Origin of the sequence: Caldicellulosiruptor morganii (assembly GCF_026810225.1) — a bacterium.
Lineage (GTDB): Bacteria > Bacillota > Thermoanaerobacteria > Caldicellulosiruptorales > Caldicellulosiruptoraceae > Caldicellulosiruptor > Caldicellulosiruptor morganii.
Genome location: NZ_CP113865.1, coordinates 950,001 through 969,768 on the forward strand (window position 1 = coordinate 950,001; position 19,768 = coordinate 969,768).

Here is a 19,768-nt window from a genome sequence, read left to right on the forward strand (position 1 = left end):
ACTCCGAATGCTGGCGGCGAGAGCCTGGGAGTCAGACCACGAGCGATAAGGTCCGTGGTCGAGAGGGGAACAGCCCAGACCGTCTGCTAAGGTCCCAAAGGTGTGGCTAAGTGTGAGAAGGATGTTCAGTCGCGAAGACAACCAGGAGGTTGGCTTAGAAGCAGCCATTCCTTTAAAGAGTGCGTAACAGCTCACTGGTCGAGCGGCTGGGCGCCGAAAATACTCGGGGCTTCAAGCCACACACCGAAGCAGCGGGTTTATAGTAGCGGAGAGCTACTATAAGCGGTAGGGGAGCGTTCTGCGCCAGGGCGAAGCCCAGGGCGAAAGCCAGGGTGGACGAGGCAGAAGTGAGAATGCCGGAATAAGTAGCGCGAGGCAGGTGAGAAGCCTGCCCGTCGGAAGCCCAAGGTTTTCTGGGGAAGGCAAATCCGCCCAGAGTTAGCCGGGACCTAAGGCGAGGCCGGAAGGCGTAGCTGATGGGCATCAGGTTGATAATCCTGAGCCACCTGCCGGAGGATAACCTACGGGGCGGGACGCAGGAGGAGCAGGCAACCGGGGCGTTGGTAGACCCCGGCCAAGCGGCGAGCGGGGGTGTGCAGGCAAATCCGCACACCCGAAAACCGTGAGCCGTGATGGGGAGCCGAAATATAAGTAGGCGAAGTGCCGCGCTTCACACTGCCAAGAAAAGCGTCGCGTAGGCGAAGGCAGGTGCCCGTACTGGAAACCGACACAGGTGGGCGAGGAGAGGATCCACAGACGGACGGGTTAAGCACCGCTAAGGAACTCGGCAAACTGACCCCGTAACTTCGGGAGAAGGGGTGCCCTGCAGGGAGAGTGCAGGGTCGCAGGGAATAGGCCCAAGCGACTGTTTATCAAAAACACAGGTCTCTGCTAAGCCGAAAGGCGAGGTATAGGGGCCGACGCCTGCCCGGTGCTGGAAGGTTAAGGGGAGGGGTTAAAAGCTCCGAACCGAAGCCCCAGTGAACGGCGGCCGTAACTATAACGGTCCTAAGGTAGCGAAATTCCTTGTCGGGTAAGTTCCGACCCGCACGAAAGGCGTAACGACTTGGGCGCTGTCTTGGCGGTGTGCCCGGCGAAATTGTGGTACCAGTGAAGACGCTGGTTACCCGCGGTTGGACAGAAAGACCCCGTGGAGCTTTACTGCAGCCTGGCACTGTGTTTTGGTGTGCTCTGTACAGGATAGGTGGGAGGCGGAGAAGGGGAGGCGCCAGCTTCCCTGGAGCCGGCGGTGGGATACCACCCTGGGTGCACTGGGGCACTAACCAGACACTCTGAACCGAGTGATGGGACACTGCCAGGTGGGCAGTTTGACTGGGGCGGTCGCCTCCTAAAAGGTAACGGAGGCGCCCAAAGGTCACCTCAGCACGGATGGAAATCGTGCGGTAGGAGTGCAAAGGCGGTAAGGTGGCTTGACTGTGAGAGAGACATCTCGAGCAGGGACGAAAGTCGGGCTTAGTGATCCGGCGGTGATTCAAGTGGGAGAGCCGTCGCTCAACGGATAAAAGTTACCCCGGGGATAACAGGCTGATCTCCCCCGAGAGTCCACATCGACGGGGAGGTTTGGCACCTCGATGTCGGCTCATCGCATCCTGGGGCTGAAGTAGGTCCCAAGGGTTGGGCTGTTCGCCCATTAAAGCGGTACGTGAGCTGGGTTCAGAACGTCGTGAGACAGTTCGGTCCTTATCCGCCGCGGGCGCAGGGTATTTGAGGGGAGCTGACCTTAGTACGAGAGGACCGGGTTGGACGGACCGCTGGTTTACCAGTTGTTCCGCCAGGGGCACAGCTGGGAAGCCAAGTCCGGAAGGGATAAACGCTGAAAGCATCTAAGCGTGAAGCCCACCCCAAGATGAGATACCCCACACCGAAAGGTGGTAAGGGTCCTGGAAGACTACCAGGTAGATAGGCCGCATGTGTAAGCGCAGTAATGCGTTAAGCAAGGCGGTACTAATGACCCGAGGAGCTTGACCGAAAGAAAAGCCTTACCCTATTCACTTGCGAGGCTGCTTTATTTGAGGTAGCCTGACAAGAGAAAAGTAAAATATAGGTAACAAATCCGGTGGCGAAAGAGCGAGGGTAACACCCGTTCCCATTCCGAACACGGAAGTTAAGTCTCGCAACGCCGATGATACTGTGCTGGAGACGGCACGGGAAAGTAGGTGGCTGCCGGATTTTTTATTTTGCCCCTGAGTGTTAAATTTTTAACAATATCTACAAAAAAACATTGGTGTTTTTAAGCAGTACAAAACCTGAAAAATTAGCTTTCATCCACTAACTACTACTCCTGCTATAAATTAAACGCTATTGATTGCAAAAAAGTTCAAAGTGATTTGGATTACAAAATTATTAAAAAATCTTGTAAATTTTCTTACCAGTATTGATACCCATTTTTAACTGGGGTATGATTATAATTAGAAAGATAAACAACTTGTAAAGGATGAACTGAGATGTCCAGGAAAATAATAGTAAAAGCATTGATATTGCTTATAATTTCATTAATAACAGCCCTAATTATAGAAAGTTTATTTATGGTAGCAGGTGCAGAAAGTTTAAATAAGGTGTCTTCTTCAGTTCAAAAAGCGTCAAAGTCTATAAAGCAAAATATACAAAAAGAACTGATTTTTCAGCAACAGGTGGATTTGAATTCAGATGCGCAGCTTGATACAATAAGCATCTGGCAGGATAAAAATCAGAAAAAATATGTACTGAGTGTGAACAGTAGTCTTTATCAACCAAAAGAAAATATTTTACAGGTAATTGGGACTGAAATAGTAGACATAGACAGCAGTGATCAATATAAAGAAATTTTGTTTCATTACAAATCAAACAAAGGTGAAAGGTTTGTTATATTAGATTATAATGGCAAATCAATTAAAGAACTTCTTAGCTCTGGCTCAAAACCGGTTATTTTGGGGAATAAAGAGGTAATCATTGAAGTAGATATGGGATTTTGGATTAAAAAGGAAAAATATGTTTTAAGTCAAAAAAATACCAGTGTACGAACTTTGAAACTCTCACCTCAGGAGTTATACAATGTTGGTGTATTTGCATATGTTAAAAAGCCTTTTGTTTTATACTCCTACAGAGACCAAAAAAGCAAATTAGCAACTACAAGAAAAGGGGAAAAGATAGAGATAATAAGCTGCGATACTTCGAATTGGTTTAAAGATCAATCAAAAAAGAATAATAAGCTTTATGACTGGTACCTGATAAAAACAGAAAATGGCTTACAGGGCTGGGCAATCCTTAAAGATTTCATAAACTATATAGATATCATCAAGAATCAATAGAAAGCGAGAAAGTAGAATATTTTTAAAAGACCATTCGATTATGAGAATGGTCTTTTTATTTTTTTCAAGATAAAGATTTTATGGTATAATAAATACAAACTTTCAAACAACATGGCTTATCAAAAGGAAAGGTAGTATATTAAATGAAAAACATAGTTCTAACAGGTTTTATGGGAAGTGGTAAGACAACCATAGGTAAATTAATTGCAGAAAAATTGAAGATTGATCTTGTTGACACCGATTCTGAGATAATAAAAGAGTTTGGGTTAACAATTGACCGGATATTTGAGATATATGGCGAGAAAAAATTTAGAGAATGCGAAAGAAAGGTTATTGAAAGGGTATCAAAGCTTGAAAACGTTGTTATCTCAACAGGTGGAGGAGTTGTTTTAGAACCAGAGAATATAAGACTTTTGAGAGAAAACGGGGTTATTTATTTTTTATATGCATCTCCTGACACTATTTTAAAAAGATTAAAAGATGATAACTCAAGACCTCTTTTAAAAAACGGTGATAAATTGAGTAACATTATTAGGCTCTTGAACCTGCGAATGCCGTTTTATAAGAATTGTGATTTTGAGATAAATACAGACATCTTAACTCCTGAACTTGTAGCTGAAAAAATAATATCAATCCATATGACAAAGGAGAGTAGAAAATGACAAGGTTTGGACCTGCAGGAAACTCCCAGAGCTTTTACGATGCAGGACACAAGTCCAGTGTGGAGGCTCCAAAGTGGCTTCATTCCATAGGGCTATCAGCCTATGAATATCAATGCAACAAAGGTGTGAATATCTCAAAGGAAAAGGCAAGACAGATAGGGGAAGAAGCGAAAAAGTATGATATACTTATATCCATTCACGCTCCCTACTATATAAACTTTGGCAGCCAGGAGGAAGATAAACTGAAAAAGTCAAAAGAATATATTTACCAGTGTATTGAAGTTGCTAAAGAAATGAAAGCTGAACGAATTGTGTTCCATCCCGGTTCCTGTGCAAAAATTGACAGAAAGTTTGCCTTTGAAACAGCAAAAAAAGCCTTGCTTGAGGTTGTAAGTGTAGTGAAGGAAATGAAGGCAGAAGGAATTTTTTTGTGTCCGGAGACAATGGGCAAGAAAAACAATCTTGGAAGTGTGGATGAGATAATAGAAATATGCAAACTTGATGAAATCTTTCTTCCAACAGTTGATTTTGGACATATAAATGCGTTTACCGGTGGAAGTTTGAGAACAAAAGAAGATTTTGTGAATCTTTTAAAAAAGTTTATTAACCAGCTTGGATATGAAAGAATGAAAAGATTTCACAGCCACTTTAGCAGAATTGAATACACGTCTCAAGGGGAAAAGAAGCATTGGAACTATGAAGACAAACAGTATGAACCTGACTTTGAACCGTTAGCCGAGGCTCTTGTAGAGCTTGATCTTGAACCTGTCATAATTTGTGAATCAAAAGACTATATGAGTGAGGATGCAGTTTTATTGAAAAAGATATACCTTGAAACATTGGAAAAGAGGATGTGATTAACAATAATGAAGAAGGTTTTGATTATAAATGGGCCTAATCTAAATCTTTTGGGTATTAGAGAGAAGAATATATATGGGACAATTAGTTACAATGAACTTTTGAAAATAATATCAAAAAAGGCAAGTGAACTTGGTCTGGATGTGGTTTTTTTTCAATCAAATCACGAAGGGGAAATAATAGACAGAATTCACAGAGCGCCTGAAGAGAATATGGATGGTATAATTATCAATCCAGGAGCTTACACCCATTACAGTTATGCTATACACGATGCAATAAAGGCTGTTAGTCTTCCCACCATTGAGGTCCATATCTCAAATATTCATGCGAGGGAGGAATTCAGACAAAAAAGTGTAATAGCCCCTGCATGCATAGGGCAGATTTCCGGGTTTGGCATAAAAAGTTATATTATTGCATTGTATGCGATAAAAGAGATATTAAACTTGGAAACAACTGAATAGCTAAAAGTGGGGGATGTTGAGTGATTGAACATAGAATTGAAAAACTTTTTGAGAGAGACGAAAGAATAGAAGCGGTATTTGTATCAAAGAAAGAGAATGTAAGATATCTCAGCGATTTCAAAGGTGATGAGAGCTTCTTGATACTTTTAAGAAATGGGAAAAGATATCTTTTAACAGATTTTAGATATATAGAACAGGCTAGAAAACAGACCTCTGGCTTTGAGATTGTGGACTATAAGGGGAAACTTTTTGAAACCATTTTGGATATACTGAATCAAAATTATACAGAGTCTCTTTATTTTGAGGGTTATTCGCTAACTTATTCAATGGTTTCTGATATGAAAGAGAAAATAGGCAATAAAGTTTATCCTCTTTCATTCAGTATTGATGAGATAAGATCTATTAAAGACCAAAAAGAGATTGAACTTATTAAAAGAGCAGTTGAAATTACAGATAGAGCATTTGAACACATTTTAAATTTTATAAAGCCGGGTGTCAGAGAAAATGAAATTGTTGCAGAGCTTAACTATTTTCTATTAAAAAACGGTGCAAAAGGATTTTCATTTGAACCTATTGTTGCATCTGGCAAAAGAAGTTCACTTCCACATGGCACAGCTACAGATAAAAAAATAGAGTATGGAGATGTAGTGACAGTAGATTTTGGTTGCATATATGATGGTTATATGTCAGATCTGACAAGGACGGTTTTTGTTGGTAATCCTGATAATACTATGGTTCGTATATACAATATCGTAAAAGAGGCTCAGCAAAAAGCAGAAGAGTTTATCAGAGAAGGAATTAAGTGTGCTGAGATAGATAAAATAGCGCGGGATTATATAGGATCTTTTGGTTATATGGAAAAATTCGGGCATTCACTGGGACACGGTGTGGGGCTTGAGATACATGAACTGCCGAGGCTTTCGCCCAGGTCAGAGGGGATCTTAAAAGAAAATATGGTTGTAACGGTAGAGCCAGGAATCTATATCGAAGATTTGGGCGGCGTCAGGATAGAAGATCTGGTAGTGGTGAAAAAAGACGGTTGCGATGTTCTGACATGTTCTACAAAAGACTTGATGGTTCTTTGATTTGCAAAGTTATAAATTTCTATTGCGGGAATTTAAATTTTTTGGTATACTAAAATTAACTTTCAGTAATAGAGGAAAGAAAACATTAAGGAAAGTTCAAAAAAATTACCGAAGAAAGAGTTTTTTAGATTGAGATGAGATGAGAATAGAAGAGATGAGAGGAGATGAGCTTAAGGATGAATAAGCAGGCAAAAGTGTGCCCCGATAGCTCATCGGGGCTTTTTGATTATGATAGGGTTTTTCTGGATATTTCTTTCTTTGAGGAATATTGCGACAACTCAATAGACATATCCAATATTGATTTTGACTCAATCAATGGAGATTATTTTTATTTTGAAAATTCCCAGATAGCGGCATTCTGCTATGACATTCTTTTATCTATTAAAATATTTGCCAGCAAAATTGTACTTGAAGGTAGTTTTACTGAAATAATTGAGCAGGAAGACATTTTGGAAACAATAAATAGCATTTTAATGCATCTTATCAAAAAAAATGCATTTGTTACGGCACAATTTAATTACCATGCCATAAATTTGATAGAGAATATATATTTAACTGATAGACCGTATATAATATTCAGAGTATTCAAAAAGAATTTAATAATTGATAAAACTTCAAAAACTGCCAAAATTCTTATTCCCAAAGGATTTGTATTTGAAAAAGAAAATTTTAATAAATTTAATATGAACAATAGAAAAACTGCAAGCAGGGTTTTGTACAATACACCAAAAGATTACTATATAAGTACAGTCAAGCAAGCAAAAGAAGATATAAGAAACGGAGAAATCTTTCAGATTGTACTATCTCAGGTTATAAAAGTGGAAAGTGATATTTCAACAAGTCAGCTTTTTTACACCATGAAAGAGAAAAATCCGTCTGAGTATTCTATTGTGTTAGATACAAAGGATGAACAGATAATTTGTTTTTCACCAGAGACTCTTATCAAAAAAGAGGGGAACATAGTAAAAACCTTTCCTATTGCCGGCACATATAGAATAACCGATAGCGATGACATAGTGCAAAAGAAGATAGAAATACTAAAAGACAAAAAAGAAATCAGTGAACATGTAATGCTTGTTGATCTTGCAAGGAATGATCTGGGTAGAATTTCAAAGGCAGGGTCAGTAAGGGTTGATGAATATCTACAAATAAAAAAGCTATACAATCTTATACACATCTACTCTGTTGTGACGGGTGAACTTGAAGAAGAGAATCTGGTAAAAGCAATACTTTCGGTATTTCCGGCGGGAACACTTACCGGTGCTCCCAAGGTTCGGGCCATGCAGCTTATAGAGAAGTACGAAGAGCAGAGGAGAAACCTGTATGGAGGGGCAATAGGATATATTTACAAAGATACATTTGATTTGGCAATTGCAATCAGAATGGCTGTGAAGAACAAGAGTGAAAGCACCTTTGTACTTCAAAGCGGCGCGGGCATTGTGAATCTATCGGTGCCAGAAAAAGAGTATCAGGAGTGTTTAACAAAGCTCAGAGCATTTTTAAATATTATGGAGGTGGACGAAGATGATATTGTTAATAGATAATTACGATTCATTTACCTTTAACATTTATCAAATGATTGCTAACAAAACTCAGGTTGTTGTATTCAGAAATGACAAAGTCACTCTTGAGACAATACAAAAATTAAATCCTGCCGGTATAATTATCTCACCCGGTCCAGGAAGTCCCAAAGATGCAGGTATTTCGTCAGATGTGGTAAAAAGATATGCAGGGATTGCCCCAATCTTGGGAGTTTGCTTGGGGCATCAGGTTATAGGTGAATGTTTTGGTGCAAGGATTGTACATGCAAAGTCAATTTATCACGGTATGAGGTCTTGTGTTGAACTTTCAGAAGCCGGCAGGAAGAGTCCACTTTTCAAAGGTGTGCCTGATAGATTTTTTGCAGGGAGATATCACTCTCTTGTTATAGAAAGGTCTTCAAAGTTAAAAGAGCTTGAAATAGCAGCTTTGAGTGAAGATGGAGAAATTATGTCAGTTTTGAATGATAAACTGAAGATATATGGGATTCAATTTCATCCAGAGTCCATCCTGACACCGGATGGAGATAGGATTTTACAGAACTTTTTAGATCTGTGTTACGGGCAGGTGGGAGAAAATGCTCAAAGAAGTGCTTGAGGCTGTAACATCCAAAAAGGACCTGGACTATGTTCAGGTAAGGAATCTTTTGGATAGTATATTGGAAGGCGAACTTGATGAAATAAAGTTTGGGGCTTTTCTGGCAGCGCTAAAAACAAAGGGTGAAACAAAAGAAGAAATATCAGCTTTTGTTGATGCGTTTTATGAGAGGGCGTTGAAAATTGAGTATCATCATCCAAAAACCATAGATACATGTGGCACTGGTGGGGATGGCAAGGGCACATTCAATATCTCAACAGCTGTGGCTATAGTTTTGAGTTGTTTTGACTTAAAAGTTGCAAAGCACGGAAACAGGAGTATAACAAGCAATTCTGGTTCGGCAGACATTCTGGAAAATCTTGGAGTTGACATTCAGGCACCGCCTGAAAAAATCTTAAGAGGTCTGGAAAAGTTCAATTTTGCATTCCTGTTTGCACCTTTGTACCATCCGGCCACCAGGAAGGTTGCAAATGTTAGAAAAGGGCTTGGTATTCGGACAGTTTTTAATATCTTAGGTCCTCTTTTGAACCCCATAAGTCTAAATTATCAGGTTGTGGGTGCATTTGATTTTGACGCGCAGGAGAAAATAGCTTCTGTTTTAAGAGGGAAGAGAAAAAGAGCTGCTGCTATCCACAGCCTTGATGGTCTTGATGAAATATCTGTCTCAGAAAAAACAAGGATTCTGGAGCTGCAGGGTGAAAATATAAAAGAATACTACATAGACCCACAGGAGTATGGTATAAAGTACAGGCTTGACGAAATAAAAGGGTTTTCGCCCGAGGAGAATGCAAAGATTCTAATGAGCATTTTAAGCGGTGAGGTTTCTGCTTATTATTGGGCGGTTGTTTTAAACTCTGCCTTTGCTCTTTATATTGCTGAAGTTGCAAAGGATGTTGAGGAAGGTATCAAACTTTGCAGAAATGTAATTGAAAAAAAAGAAGCTTTACTTAAACTCAGAGATTTGCAACAACACTACAAGATGGGGGCTTAAAAAGTGAGTGTGCTTGAAAAGATATTGGAAGCCAAAAAGAGGGAAGTAGAAAGGTGTAAACAATTAGTATCAGTTGCAAAAATGAAAAAAATAGCTATTGAGAAATGCACATCTGCATCATATACCAATAAGTTCAAAACTATATTTGAAAAAGAAAGTTTTTGTATCATCGGCGAGATAAAGCGTGCATCACCATCAGAAGGTATAATTTCTGCAAATGTTGATGTTAAAGATGTGGCAAAGCGTTATGAAAGTTTGGGGTTTTTTGCTATATCTGTATTGACAGAAAAGAATTTTTTTAATGGTTCTGAAAAGGACCTAATGGATGTCAAAAGCGTAGTATCAATTCCTGTTTTAAGAAAAGATTTTATTATTGATATATGGCAACTTTACCAGACGAAGATGATTGGTGCAGATGCTGCTTTGCTTATAACAAAAGCACTGCCGGCAAAACAGCTCAGTGTTTTTATAAAAGTTCTGGAGATTCTTGATATTGTCCCGCTTGTAGAGGTTGAAAATGAATACGAAATTGAAAAGGCTTTGAGCAGCGGAGCAAAACTGATAGGCATTAACAACAGGAATTTGGATAATTTGACAGTTGATATTAAAAAGACAGAAAGGCTTTTGAAATACATTCCAAAAGATGTGGCTGTTATAAGTGAAAGTGGTATAAAGTCAAAAGAAGACTTTGAATATATACGCGCCTTAGGTGTTGATGGTTGTCTGATAGGAACATCTTTTATGAAAACTCAAAATCCACTTGAAATAATTGGTGAGAGGATATGATAGTAAAATTTTGTGGCATAAGAAGAGAAGAGGATGTTAGATTTTGCAACCTCCTGAATCCTACAATGATAGGTCTTATCTTTGCTGAAAGTCCAAGGAAGGTTGAAAAGGAGGTTGCCCAAAAATTATTGAGAATAAAAAGTCCCTGTATAAAGGCGGTTGGAGTTTTCAAAGATCAAAATCTCAGCGATGTTTTAAGTATAAGTACACAGCTAAAACTTGACTTTGTTCAATTACATGGTAATGAAGATATTGAATTTATTGAATATTTGAAAACTAAAGGCTTTAAGGTAATTAAAGCTGTCGAGGTAGAAAATTTAAGTGATATCAAAAAGGCAGCCATTTACAAAGGGATAGCTGACTTTATTCTTATTGACAGACCCAAGGGCAGGGAAGTGGATGTAGTTGCGCTTGCAAAAAATGTCCACTTTGACTTTATAATTGCCGGTGGAATCACACCTGAAAATCTCGAAAAGTATCTTGCCCTCAAGCCGGTTGGTATTGATATTAGCTCAGGTGTAGAAACAAATGGGATAAAAGATTTTGGCAAAATGAAACTGATAATAGAAAAGGTAAAAAAATATAAGGCTGGTGAAGTTGAAAATGGATAGGTATTTTAGCAGGTTTGGTGGTATATATGCACCCGAAGTTTTGATGCCGGCACTTCTGCAGATTGAAGAAGAGTTTCAAAAGCTAATTCAAGATAAGACTTTTAAGTCTGAGTACGAGTATTATCTCAGAAACTATATCGGAAGACCCTCCCCTCTGTATTTTGCAAAAAATTTAAGTGAACACCTTGGTGTTAAAATATACCTGAAAAGAGAGGATTTGAACCACACAGGTGCTCATAAGATAAACAACTGCATCGGTCAAGCGCTTCTGGCAAAACACATGGGCAAGAGGCGACTCATTGCCGAAACAGGTGCAGGTCAGCATGGAGTTGCAACAGCTACGGTTGCAGCGCTTTTTGGTATGGAGTGTGAAATATTTATGGGTGAAGAGGACGCAAAGAGGCAGTATCACAATGTGCAGAGGATGAAAATGCTCGGTAGCAGCGTAAGAGTTGTTGACAAGGGTAGCAAAACACTAAAGGATGCAATAAATGAAGCAATGCGTGACTGGAGTGAGACATATGATTATACTTTTTATCTTTTCGGCACTGCTGCCGGACCACATCCCTTTCCAACAATAGTAAAATATTTTCAGAGCGTTATTGGCAGCGAAACCAGAAAGCAAATTTTAAAGCAGGAGGGAAGATTACCTGACTATGTTTTTGCATGTGTTGGTGGAGGCTCGAACGCGATTGGTATTTTTTCAGCCTTTTTGGATGATCCTGAAGTAAAGTTAATAGGTGTTGAAGGTGCAGGAGAGGGTGTTGGAAGTGGAAGGACTGCTGCCACCCTTTGCAGTGGATCTGTGGGTATTCTTCATGGTACCAGAACGTATGTTTTGCAAGATGAAGAGGGTCAGATATTAAATACGCATTCAATCTCGGCAGGTCTTGACTATCCAGGCGTTGGACCTGAACATGCTTATTTAAAAGAAAAGGGAAGAGTAGAATATGTTGGGATAGAAGATGAAAAAGCAGTTGAGGCGTTTTTGCTTTTGTGCAGGTTAGAAGGCATTATTCCTGCTTTAGAAAGCTCTCATGCAATTGCAGAGGTTATAAGAAGGGCAAAGAATGGGATGTTCGAAGAAGATGATATAGTTGTTGTAAATCTTTCTGGTAGGGGCGATAAAGATATTTCAACCATTTTACAGTTCTGGAGGGAAGATTGAAAGTGAATTCAATTGATACGAGATTTGAGAAGCTAAAGTCGGAGAAGAAAATGGCATTTATAGGGTATACTACGTTTGGCTATCCGACAAAAGAGGAGACACTTGAGTATATAAACCTTATTTATTCTTATGTGGATGTTTTGGAAATTGGTTTTCCGTTTTCTGACCCTGTTGCAGATGGTGAGATTATTCAAAAAGCATCTGTCAGGGCGTTAAAAGAGGGTGTGAAGTTGGACCAGCTTTTTTACAGCATAGATAAATTTAAAAAAGACAAACCGGTTGCAATTATGCTGTATGCGAATACAGTTTATAAAAGGGGTATCAAAAGATTTTTTGAAGACTGTAAAAACTTTGGCGTGGATGCTGTGATTATACCTGATGTTCCGTATGAAGAAAGTGAGGAATTTAGAAGTTCTTGTACAGAAAATGGAGTGCATTACATTGACCTTGTTTCGATAAGCTCAATTGAACGGGCTAAAATGATTGTGAAAAATTCAAGGGGGTTTGTTTACTGCGTTTCAAGAAAGGGTGTTACAGGTTTTAAAGGTGAAATTGACAGGAACATCTATGACCTTTTAGACCAGCTAAAAAAAGTTACTTCAACCCCTCTTGCAGTCGGGTTTGGAATAAAGGACAGAGAAGATGTGCTGAGGTTTAAAGGCAGAGCTGATGGCATTGTTATAGGTAGTGCCATAATAAAAAAGATTGATGAAGGAAAAGAGAGTCTGGCAAAATTTTTGGAGACAATCAGGAGTGTTTTATAAAAAGAACAGAGGCTGTCTAAAAACAAAATTTTAAAATTTTATTCCGCAACATATAGAAAAAATTAAATAAGTCAAAAACTATATATCGTAAGAAAGGGGACTATCCAATTATCTTTTTGGACAGCCCCTTTTTTTGTCTCAGAAGTTTTTTATATTCTTCCTAAAGACACAAATATCATGATGGCCTTGTGAGCATGCAATCTGTTTTCAGCCTCATCAAAAACTCTGGATTGAGGACCATCAATAACCTCAGAAGAGACTTCAAAATCTCTATATGCAGGAAGGCAGTGTAAAAAGATTGCGTCCTCTTTTGCAAGTTTCATTAAGTCCCGAGTTACCTGATAGCCTTCAAAGTCCTTTATTCTTTTCTCCTTTTCTTCTTCTTGACCCATTGAGACCCATGTGTCTGTGTAAACAACATCGGCGTTTTTCACAGCTTCTGCAGGATTGTAAGTGAATATAAGATTGCTACCGCTTTTCTTTGCTTCATCTTTTGCAAAGCTGATAACTTCATTTTTTATCTCATTCCCTTTTGGAGTTGCAACTGCCATATCAAAACCAAGTTTGCTTGCACCTACCAGAAGCGTTGCTGCAACGTTATTGCCATCCCCAACATATGCTATTTTTAAATCTTTAAGTCTTCCTTTCTCTTCAAAAATTGTCTGGAAATCAGCTATTATTTGTGTTGGATGCCAATCATCTGTGAGTCCATTTATAACAGGAATTGAAGAGTATTTTGCAAACTCTTCAACCTCACTTTGAGCATATGTGCGAATTACAATTAAATCAAGATACCTTGAAAGAACCTTTGCGGTGTCTTCTATTGTCTCACCCCGACCAAGTTGAAGGTCATTTTTACCAAGATAAAGGGAATAGCCGCCGAGCTGGTTGATTCCTACCTCAAAGGATACTCTTGTCCGTGTGGAAGCCTTGGTAAAAATCAACCCCAATGCCTTATTTTTAAGATAGGGGAAGAAAAAACCTTTTTTTACCTCACTTTTTAGCCTGCAGGCAAGTTCGACCAGGTACAGTATCTCATCTTTTGTTAAATCATTTAAGGAAAGAAAGTGTCTCATATTGTCCCATCCTTTCTCCTTTGAATAAATCATTAATACAATAAATGTCCTTTTCAAGCTGGTCAAGTGAAGTCAGCACCTCTAAGTAATAATTTGCAGTATCAATTGATGTCAGATTGGTGATACCAAACTCAACAGAAAGTCTTCTCATTTTATATCCAAATTCGCTGTTTGCATCCTTTGATGGGATGTTTATAACAAATGCAAATTTGTCTTCTATAAGCATTTTTTCAGCAGTTTTTTCATTTATAAATTCAACATTAAAACCCTTTACCATATCTTTCATACTTTCTGGTAGATAGACCTTATAATTAATTTCATACAGTTTTCTTATAATTTGTAGGATTGAATCTCTTTCTGTCCCGGGTGCTATGATAAAACAGTTACCATCTTTTGTAAACCTATAATTGGATGAGATAAAGGCCTTGTAAAGGGCAACTTTGAGATTTTTAGAGATTCCGAGAACTTCACCCGTTGATTTCATCTCCGGTCCCAAGTATGCATCCACTTTTGAAAGCTTTGAGAATGAAAATACAGGTGCCTTTACCGCAAAAAAGTCAGGTTCTTTTACAAGACCGGTTTTGTATCCCAGGTCTTTAAGTTTTTTGCCGAGTATCAGTTTTGTAGCAATCTTTATCATTGGAATCCCTGTTACCTTGCTCAAAATGGGCACAGTTCTGCTTGCTCTTGGATTGACCTCAATAACATAAACATTTTCGTCCCTGTCAATAACAAACTGGATGTTAAAAAGTCCGACCACTTTTAGAGCACAAGCAAGTTTTATTGTATATTCCACAATTTTTTCTTTTACTCTTTCTGAAAGTGTATGGGGTGGGAAGACGGCCATACTATCGCCCGAATGGACACCGGCTCTTTCAATATGTTCCATAATACCGGGAATCAGAACATCTTCGCCGTCAGAAATACCGTCAACCTCTGCCTCTTTGCCAGATATATACTTATCAATCAAAATGGGATGCTTTATAGAGATTTCTATGGCTGCTTTAATGTACTTTTCAAGTTCGTCTTTATTGTAGACTATCTCCATTGCTCTGCCGCCAAGCACGTATGATGGTCTTACCAGAACAGGATAGCCAATCTGCTCAGCCACTTTAATTGCATCTTCTAAATTGTAAGCAGAACCGCCCTGAGGATAGGGTATTCCAAGAGTTTTTAAGAGATTTAAAAATTTATCTCTGTCCTCGGCAATGTCAATACTTTCCATTGATGTTCCTAAAATCTTTACTCCATTTTTAGCAAGATAGGAAGCCATATTGATGGCTGTCTGTCCGCCAAACTGGACAATTACACCCATTGGCTTTTCTTGTTTTATAATGTCAAGTACACATTCTTTTGTGAGTGGTTCGAAAAAGAGCTTATCGGATGTATCAAAGTCTGTTGAAACAGTTTCAGGATTGTTATTGACTATTATTGCCTCAACACCTTCCTCTTTGAGCGCAAAAACCGAATGCACACAGCAATAATCAAATTCAATTCCTTGCCCAATTCTAATTGGACCTGAGCCAATAACTATTGCCTTTTTGTTTGAACTGACCCTGAGGTCGGTTTCACTTTCATATGTGGAGTAAAAGTATGGAGTTTTTGCTTCAAATTCACCTGCACATGTGTCAACCATCTTAAAAGAGGGTTTGAGTTTGCATTTCTCTCTTATCTCAATTACCTCATCAACATCTTCCTTTAAAAGGTTTGCAATGTAGGAATCGCCAAAACCAAGCTTCTTTGCCTTTTTCAAAAGTTCATAGGGCAAAGAGTCAAGGTCATATTTTTTAAGTTGTTTTGACATATCCACGATGTTTTTAAATTTTTGTATGAAAAACAGATCAATTTTACTGAGCTTGCTTAAAAACTCACAATCATAATTTCTGTAAAGTGCTTCGCAAATTGCAAACACTCTCTCGTCATTGGGTGTTTTTATATACTCTAAAAGGTCCTCATCTTTCATTTCTTCAAATTTCTTAAGCCCGAGCTGATAATTTATTTTAACATCCAGCGAGTCGATTGCTTTTAAAAATGCCTCTTCGAATGTCCTTCCGATTGCCATTACCTCACCGGTTGATTTCATCTGTGTACCCAGTGTTCTGTCAGCTTTTTCAAATTTATCAAAAGGCCAGCGAGGAACTTTTACAACCACATAGTCAATTGAAGGTTCAAAACTTGCATATGTGTTTTGCGTAATGGGGTTGATTATCTCATCAAGGGTAAGACCTATTGCAATCTTTGCTGCAATTCTTGCAATGGGATAACCTGTTGCTTTTGAGGCAAGAGCAGAAGAACGGCTTACCCTTGGATTGACTTCAATCACAACATATTCCATACTGTCTGGATTCAAGGCAAATTGAACGTTACATCCACCTTCAATTTCAAGACTTTTTATGATGTTCAAAGCTGCACTTCTCAGCATCTGATATTCTTTATCAGAAAGCGTTTGAGATGGCGCAACAACAATACTATCCCCTGTATGGATTCCAACCGGGTCAATGTTTTCCATGTTGCACACAGTAATACAGTTGTCCTGACTATCTCTCATAACTTCATATTCTATTTCCTTCCAGCCAAGTACACTCTGTTCTATCAGTACTTGATGGATTAAAGAAAGCTTCAAACCTTTACTTACAATGTATCTCAGTTCCTCTTCATTGTTCGCGATTCCACCGCCAGTGCCACCAAGCGTATACGCAGGACGGACAATGACAGGATATCCTATTTCTCTTGCAAATTCTAAAGCTTCTTCCACACTGTGTGCAATTGTGCTTTTTGGAACAGGTTCACCTATTTCAAGCATTGTCTTTTTAAAAAGTTCTCTGTCTTCTGCCTTCTTGATTGTTTCCAGAGATGTTCCCAAAAGTTTTACACCATATCTGTCAAGTACTCCGGCTGTAGCTAACTCAAATGCCATGTTTAAAGCTGTTTGACCTCCAAGCCCTGCAAGAAGTCCCTGTGGTCTTTCTTTTTTGATGATCTCTTCGATGTAATCAACAGAAATTGGCTCAATATATACTCTGTCTGCTATTTCAGTGTCTGTCATAATTGTAGCCGGGTTTGAGTTGACAAGAACAACCTCTATTCCTTCTTCTTTCAAGGCACGGCAGGCTTGAGTTCCTGAGTAGTCAAACTCAGCAGCCTGCCCGATTACAATTGGTCCAGAACCAATTATTAAAACCTTTTTTATATCATTTCTCTTTGGCATTTTTTGCTACACTCCATTCAAAAGCTTTGTATACTGGTCAAAGATATATTTTGAATCGTGTGGACCAGGGCTTGCCTCTGGATGATACTGGACAGATACAATTGGAAGGTCTAAATGAGCAAACCCTTCGACTGTTTTGTCATTAACATTAACATGGGTTATCCTTATTTTGTCATACTCTTTGTATTCAATAGCATAGTTGTGATTCTGTGATGTAATATACACTTTGCCGGTTGTTAAATCTTTTACAGGATGATTTCCACCATGATGTCCAAATTTCAGTTTGTATGTTTTAAGCCCCAAACACAATCCCAGAAGCTGATGTCCCAAGCATATTCCTAAAATAGGTTTTTTAAGATTTATAATAGATTTCAAATTTTCGAATATTTCTTGCAAATCCACCGGATCACCGGGACCATTTGAAAATACAAATCCATCCGGATTAACACTCATAATATCATCAAGTGAACTATTGTACGGGAAAACATACAAGTCAAGTCCCCTTTTGGAAAGCTCTCTCAGTATATTCTGCTTTATTCCAAAGTCAAGCACGGCAACTCTTTTACCATTTCCTTCTATTCTGTAGATTTCTTTTGTTGAGACCTCTTTTACTAAGCAGGGTTTTTGATTCTTATATTCTGCAATTTTATTCAAAAGAAGTTCTTTGTTATCAGTTTCTGTTGAGATTATTCCAAGCATTGAGCCTTTGTTTCTTATATGTTCTGTAATTGCACGTGTATCAACACCTTCAATTCCCACTATATTATTTTCTCTTAAATATTGGTGGAGAGTCTTTTTTGACCTGAAGTTAGAAGGTTGTTTACAAGCCTCTCTTACAATAAAACCTTCAACATGAGGTTTGTATGACTCAACATCCTCATCATTTATACCATAATTGCCTATTAAAGGATAAGTCATTGTTACTATTTGACCATTGTAAGAAGGATCTGTAAGTACTTCCTGATAACCTGTCATACATGTGTTGAATACTACCTCACCGATTGTTTCACCTTCTGCACCAAGTGAGATTCCTTCAAACAAAAGTCCATCTTCCAAAACAAGTATTGCTTTTTTCATCTCCATTCTCCTTTTAGACTTTTTGTATATAAGAGTATCAAAATAGTTTTGTAACTTCAATACTAAATTGTTGCCTGATAAGATTATAACTCAAAATGAATAAAAATACAATAACAAATTTATTTTTATTCGAAGTTAACATTATAGTGCTTTGCCCAAAAATCGAGTTGTACAATGTACCCGTAGAACTGGGGAAGTGTCATCAATTGTCCAAACCAAGGTTTTTCAAACGTAAAATTAGGATTCTTGATTTTCCTTCAAGGTTATTGACATATATGCTAAGATGTTTTATAATAAATTTTGCTTTGGATAAATAAAACGAGATTAAAAAAGCGGAAGGGTGTCCGAGTGGTTTAAGGAGCTGGTCTTGAAAACCAGTGACCCGCTGAACGCGGGCCGTGGGTTCGAATCCCACCCCTTCCGCCATTAATTTTTTTTGAGGTTTTCATAGCAAAGGACGTGTTAAAAAGACTTGCAAGTTTTTGGACAGATAGTGTAATATTATAATTGAGCACCATAATGCAGGACCATGAATAAAGTGGTCTTTTTTTATTAACCTCTTTGTTTCATAGCATTGGCATCTTTAATAAGGAAATTTTTAGAAATCTTTCATAATATTTCTGTGCTTTTTTGACAAAATAATTAAATGGAAAATACAATATACAATATCTGAATTGGTTAATACATCACTGTGAAAGGTGTGGAATGAATTGGTACTAAAAGCATATGCGAAAATTAACTTGACTCTGGATGTTATTTCTAAAAGAGATGATGGTTACCATGAGATCAGAACAATAATGCAAACAGTGGATTTGTATGATATAATCGATATTGAAAAGATAGAAGAAGATAACATAATTGTAACAACTTCAAGTGAAAATATTCCGACTGATAGTAAAAACCATGCGTACATTGCTGCGGCTCTTGTCAAAGAACGATTTGGAGTAAAAGAAGGTGTTAAGATACATATTCAAAAGAATATTCCTATTTCAGCAGGGTTGGCAGGTGGTAGTACTGATGCCGCAGCTGTTTTAAAAGGGTTAAATGAATTATTTAAGCTGAACTTGAGTCAGGATGAATTAATTGAACTTGGGAGAGAAATTGGTGCTGATGTTCCATTTTGCTTGATTGGTGGTACTGCTCTTTGTGAGGGAATAGGAGAAAAGGTTACAAAACTAAAGTCAGTGCCCAAAATGAATATATTGATTGCAAAGCCAGAGGTATATGTTTCAACACAGGCTGTTTATGAGGCTCTTAATCTTAGTAAAATCAAAAGAAGACCGGATACAGATGCCATGATTAGAGCAATTGAAGAGGGTAATGTGCGAGAGATTGCAAAGAATTTATGCAATGTTTTGGAAACAGTAACTGTCAATCAGTATCCTGTAATAAACAGGGTTAAAGATATTATGAGAAATTATAATGCACTGGGGACTGTTATGACAGGAAGTGGACCTGCTGTATTTGGAATATTTCCTAATCGGTATGATGCTCTTAAAGCTGCTGACAGGTTGAAGGTTTTTATTAAAGAGATAATTCTGACTACCACCTGTGATGTCTGACTTTTTTAGCAATCA

The 19,768-nt window shown here is 38.4% G+C and carries 16 protein-coding genes, 1 tRNA gene and 2 rRNA genes (1 of these 19 running past the window's edge); 16 read left to right on the forward strand and 3 right to left on the reverse strand.

The window, feature by feature from the left end:
• From OTK00_RS04550 to trpA, 14 genes are all read left to right on the forward strand, one after another.
• Nucleotides 1-1,990, forward strand: a 23S ribosomal RNA gene (locus tag OTK00_RS04550) (it extends 972 nt beyond the left edge of the window).
• A gap of 83 nt (nucleotides 1,991-2,073) precedes the next feature.
• Nucleotides 2,074-2,190: ribosomal RNA gene (rrf, locus tag OTK00_RS04555) — 5S ribosomal RNA — on the forward strand.
• 275 nt (nucleotides 2,191-2,465) lie between these two features.
• Complete coding sequence (locus OTK00_RS04560; RefSeq protein ID WP_045169240.1) at nucleotides 2,466-3,308, forward strand: hypothetical protein; 843 nt, start codon at nucleotides 2,466-2,468, stop codon at nucleotides 3,306-3,308.
• 143 nt (nucleotides 3,309-3,451) lie between these two features.
• Nucleotides 3,452-3,970 (forward strand): shikimate kinase, encoded by a 519-nt coding sequence (locus tag OTK00_RS04565; RefSeq protein ID WP_045169241.1) that lies wholly within the window; start codon nucleotides 3,452-3,454, stop codon nucleotides 3,968-3,970.
• Complete coding sequence (locus OTK00_RS04570) at nucleotides 3,967-4,827, forward strand: TIM barrel protein (protein WP_045169242.1); 861 nt, start codon at nucleotides 3,967-3,969, stop codon at nucleotides 4,825-4,827. The genes OTK00_RS04565 and OTK00_RS04570 overlap by 4 nt, the downstream gene beginning before the upstream one ends.
• Nucleotides 4,828-4,836: 9 nt before the next feature.
• Nucleotides 4,837-5,289 (forward strand): type II 3-dehydroquinate dehydratase, encoded by a 453-nt coding sequence (gene aroQ, locus OTK00_RS04575; protein WP_045169243.1) that lies wholly within the window; start codon nucleotides 4,837-4,839, stop codon nucleotides 5,287-5,289.
• Nucleotides 5,290-5,309: 20 nt separating this feature from the next.
• Nucleotides 5,310-6,374, forward strand: coding sequence for a M24 family metallopeptidase (locus OTK00_RS04580; RefSeq protein ID WP_045169244.1), 1,065 nt, complete (start codon nucleotides 5,310-5,312; stop codon nucleotides 6,372-6,374).
• A gap of 176 nt (nucleotides 6,375-6,550) precedes the next feature.
• Nucleotides 6,551-7,918 carry an anthranilate synthase component I family protein gene (locus OTK00_RS04585; RefSeq protein ID WP_045169245.1) on the forward strand — a complete coding sequence of 456 codons (1,368 nt, stop codon included), beginning with the start codon at nucleotides 6,551-6,553 and terminating at the stop codon, nucleotides 7,916-7,918.
• A complete protein-coding gene (locus tag OTK00_RS04590; protein ID WP_045169246.1) occupies nucleotides 7,899-8,510 on the forward strand; it encodes an anthranilate synthase component II in 612 nt (203 codons plus the stop codon). The genes OTK00_RS04585 and OTK00_RS04590 overlap by 20 nt, the downstream gene beginning before the upstream one ends.
• Nucleotides 8,491-9,501, forward strand: a complete 1,011-nt coding sequence (gene trpD, locus OTK00_RS04595; protein ID WP_045169247.1) for an anthranilate phosphoribosyltransferase — start codon at nucleotides 8,491-8,493, stop codon at nucleotides 9,499-9,501. Before OTK00_RS04590 ends, trpD begins: the two co-directional genes overlap by 20 nt.
• Before the next feature lie 3 nt (nucleotides 9,502-9,504).
• Nucleotides 9,505-10,287 (forward strand): indole-3-glycerol phosphate synthase TrpC, encoded by a 783-nt coding sequence (trpC, locus tag OTK00_RS04600; RefSeq protein ID WP_045169248.1) that lies wholly within the window; start codon nucleotides 9,505-9,507, stop codon nucleotides 10,285-10,287.
• The gene (locus OTK00_RS04605) at nucleotides 10,284-10,898 is read left to right on the forward strand and encodes a phosphoribosylanthranilate isomerase (RefSeq protein WP_045169249.1); all 615 of its coding nucleotides are present in this window, start codon (nucleotides 10,284-10,286) and stop codon (nucleotides 10,896-10,898) included. The genes trpC and OTK00_RS04605 overlap by 4 nt, the downstream gene beginning before the upstream one ends.
• Complete coding sequence (gene trpB, locus OTK00_RS04610; protein WP_045169250.1) at nucleotides 10,891-12,066, forward strand: tryptophan synthase subunit beta; 1,176 nt, start codon at nucleotides 10,891-10,893, stop codon at nucleotides 12,064-12,066. Before OTK00_RS04605 ends, trpB begins: the two co-directional genes overlap by 8 nt.
• 2 nt (nucleotides 12,067-12,068) lie before the next feature.
• A complete protein-coding gene (trpA, locus tag OTK00_RS04615; RefSeq protein WP_045169251.1) occupies nucleotides 12,069-12,830 on the forward strand; it encodes a tryptophan synthase subunit alpha in 762 nt (253 codons plus the stop codon).
• 149 nt (nucleotides 12,831-12,979) lie between these two features.
• Here trpA and argF read toward each other — a convergent pair whose 3' ends face one another.
• Genes argF through carA form a run of 3 tightly spaced genes read right to left on the reverse strand, consistent with a single transcriptional unit; the run spans nucleotide 12,980 to nucleotide 18,191 of the window.
• The gene (gene argF / locus OTK00_RS04620; protein ID WP_045169252.1) at nucleotides 12,980-13,906 is read right to left on the reverse strand and encodes an ornithine carbamoyltransferase; all 927 of its coding nucleotides are present in this window, start codon (nucleotides 13,904-13,906) and stop codon (nucleotides 12,980-12,982) included.
• On the reverse strand, nucleotides 13,881-17,114 hold the full coding sequence (gene carB / locus OTK00_RS04625; protein WP_045169253.1) for a carbamoyl-phosphate synthase (glutamine-hydrolyzing) large subunit: 3,234 nt from the start codon (nucleotides 17,112-17,114) through the stop codon (nucleotides 13,881-13,883). Before carB ends, argF begins: the two co-directional genes overlap by 26 nt.
• 6 nt (nucleotides 17,115-17,120) lie before the next feature.
• Nucleotides 17,121-18,191 (reverse strand): glutamine-hydrolyzing carbamoyl-phosphate synthase small subunit, encoded by a 1,071-nt coding sequence (carA, locus tag OTK00_RS04630; RefSeq protein WP_045169254.1) that lies wholly within the window; start codon nucleotides 18,189-18,191, stop codon nucleotides 17,121-17,123.
• Between the two features lie 334 nt (nucleotides 18,192-18,525).
• Between carA and OTK00_RS04635 the strand changes: the two genes are divergently transcribed.
• Together OTK00_RS04635 and ispE are read left to right on the forward strand one after the other, a co-directional pair.
• Nucleotides 18,526-18,617 (forward strand) — tRNA-Ser (locus tag OTK00_RS04635).
• A gap of 284 nt (nucleotides 18,618-18,901) precedes the next feature.
• The gene (gene ispE, locus OTK00_RS04640; protein ID WP_045169255.1) at nucleotides 18,902-19,753 is read left to right on the forward strand and encodes a 4-(cytidine 5'-diphospho)-2-C-methyl-D-erythritol kinase; all 852 of its coding nucleotides are present in this window, start codon (nucleotides 18,902-18,904) and stop codon (nucleotides 19,751-19,753) included.
• The last annotated feature ends 15 nt before the right edge of the window (nucleotides 19,754-19,768 follow it).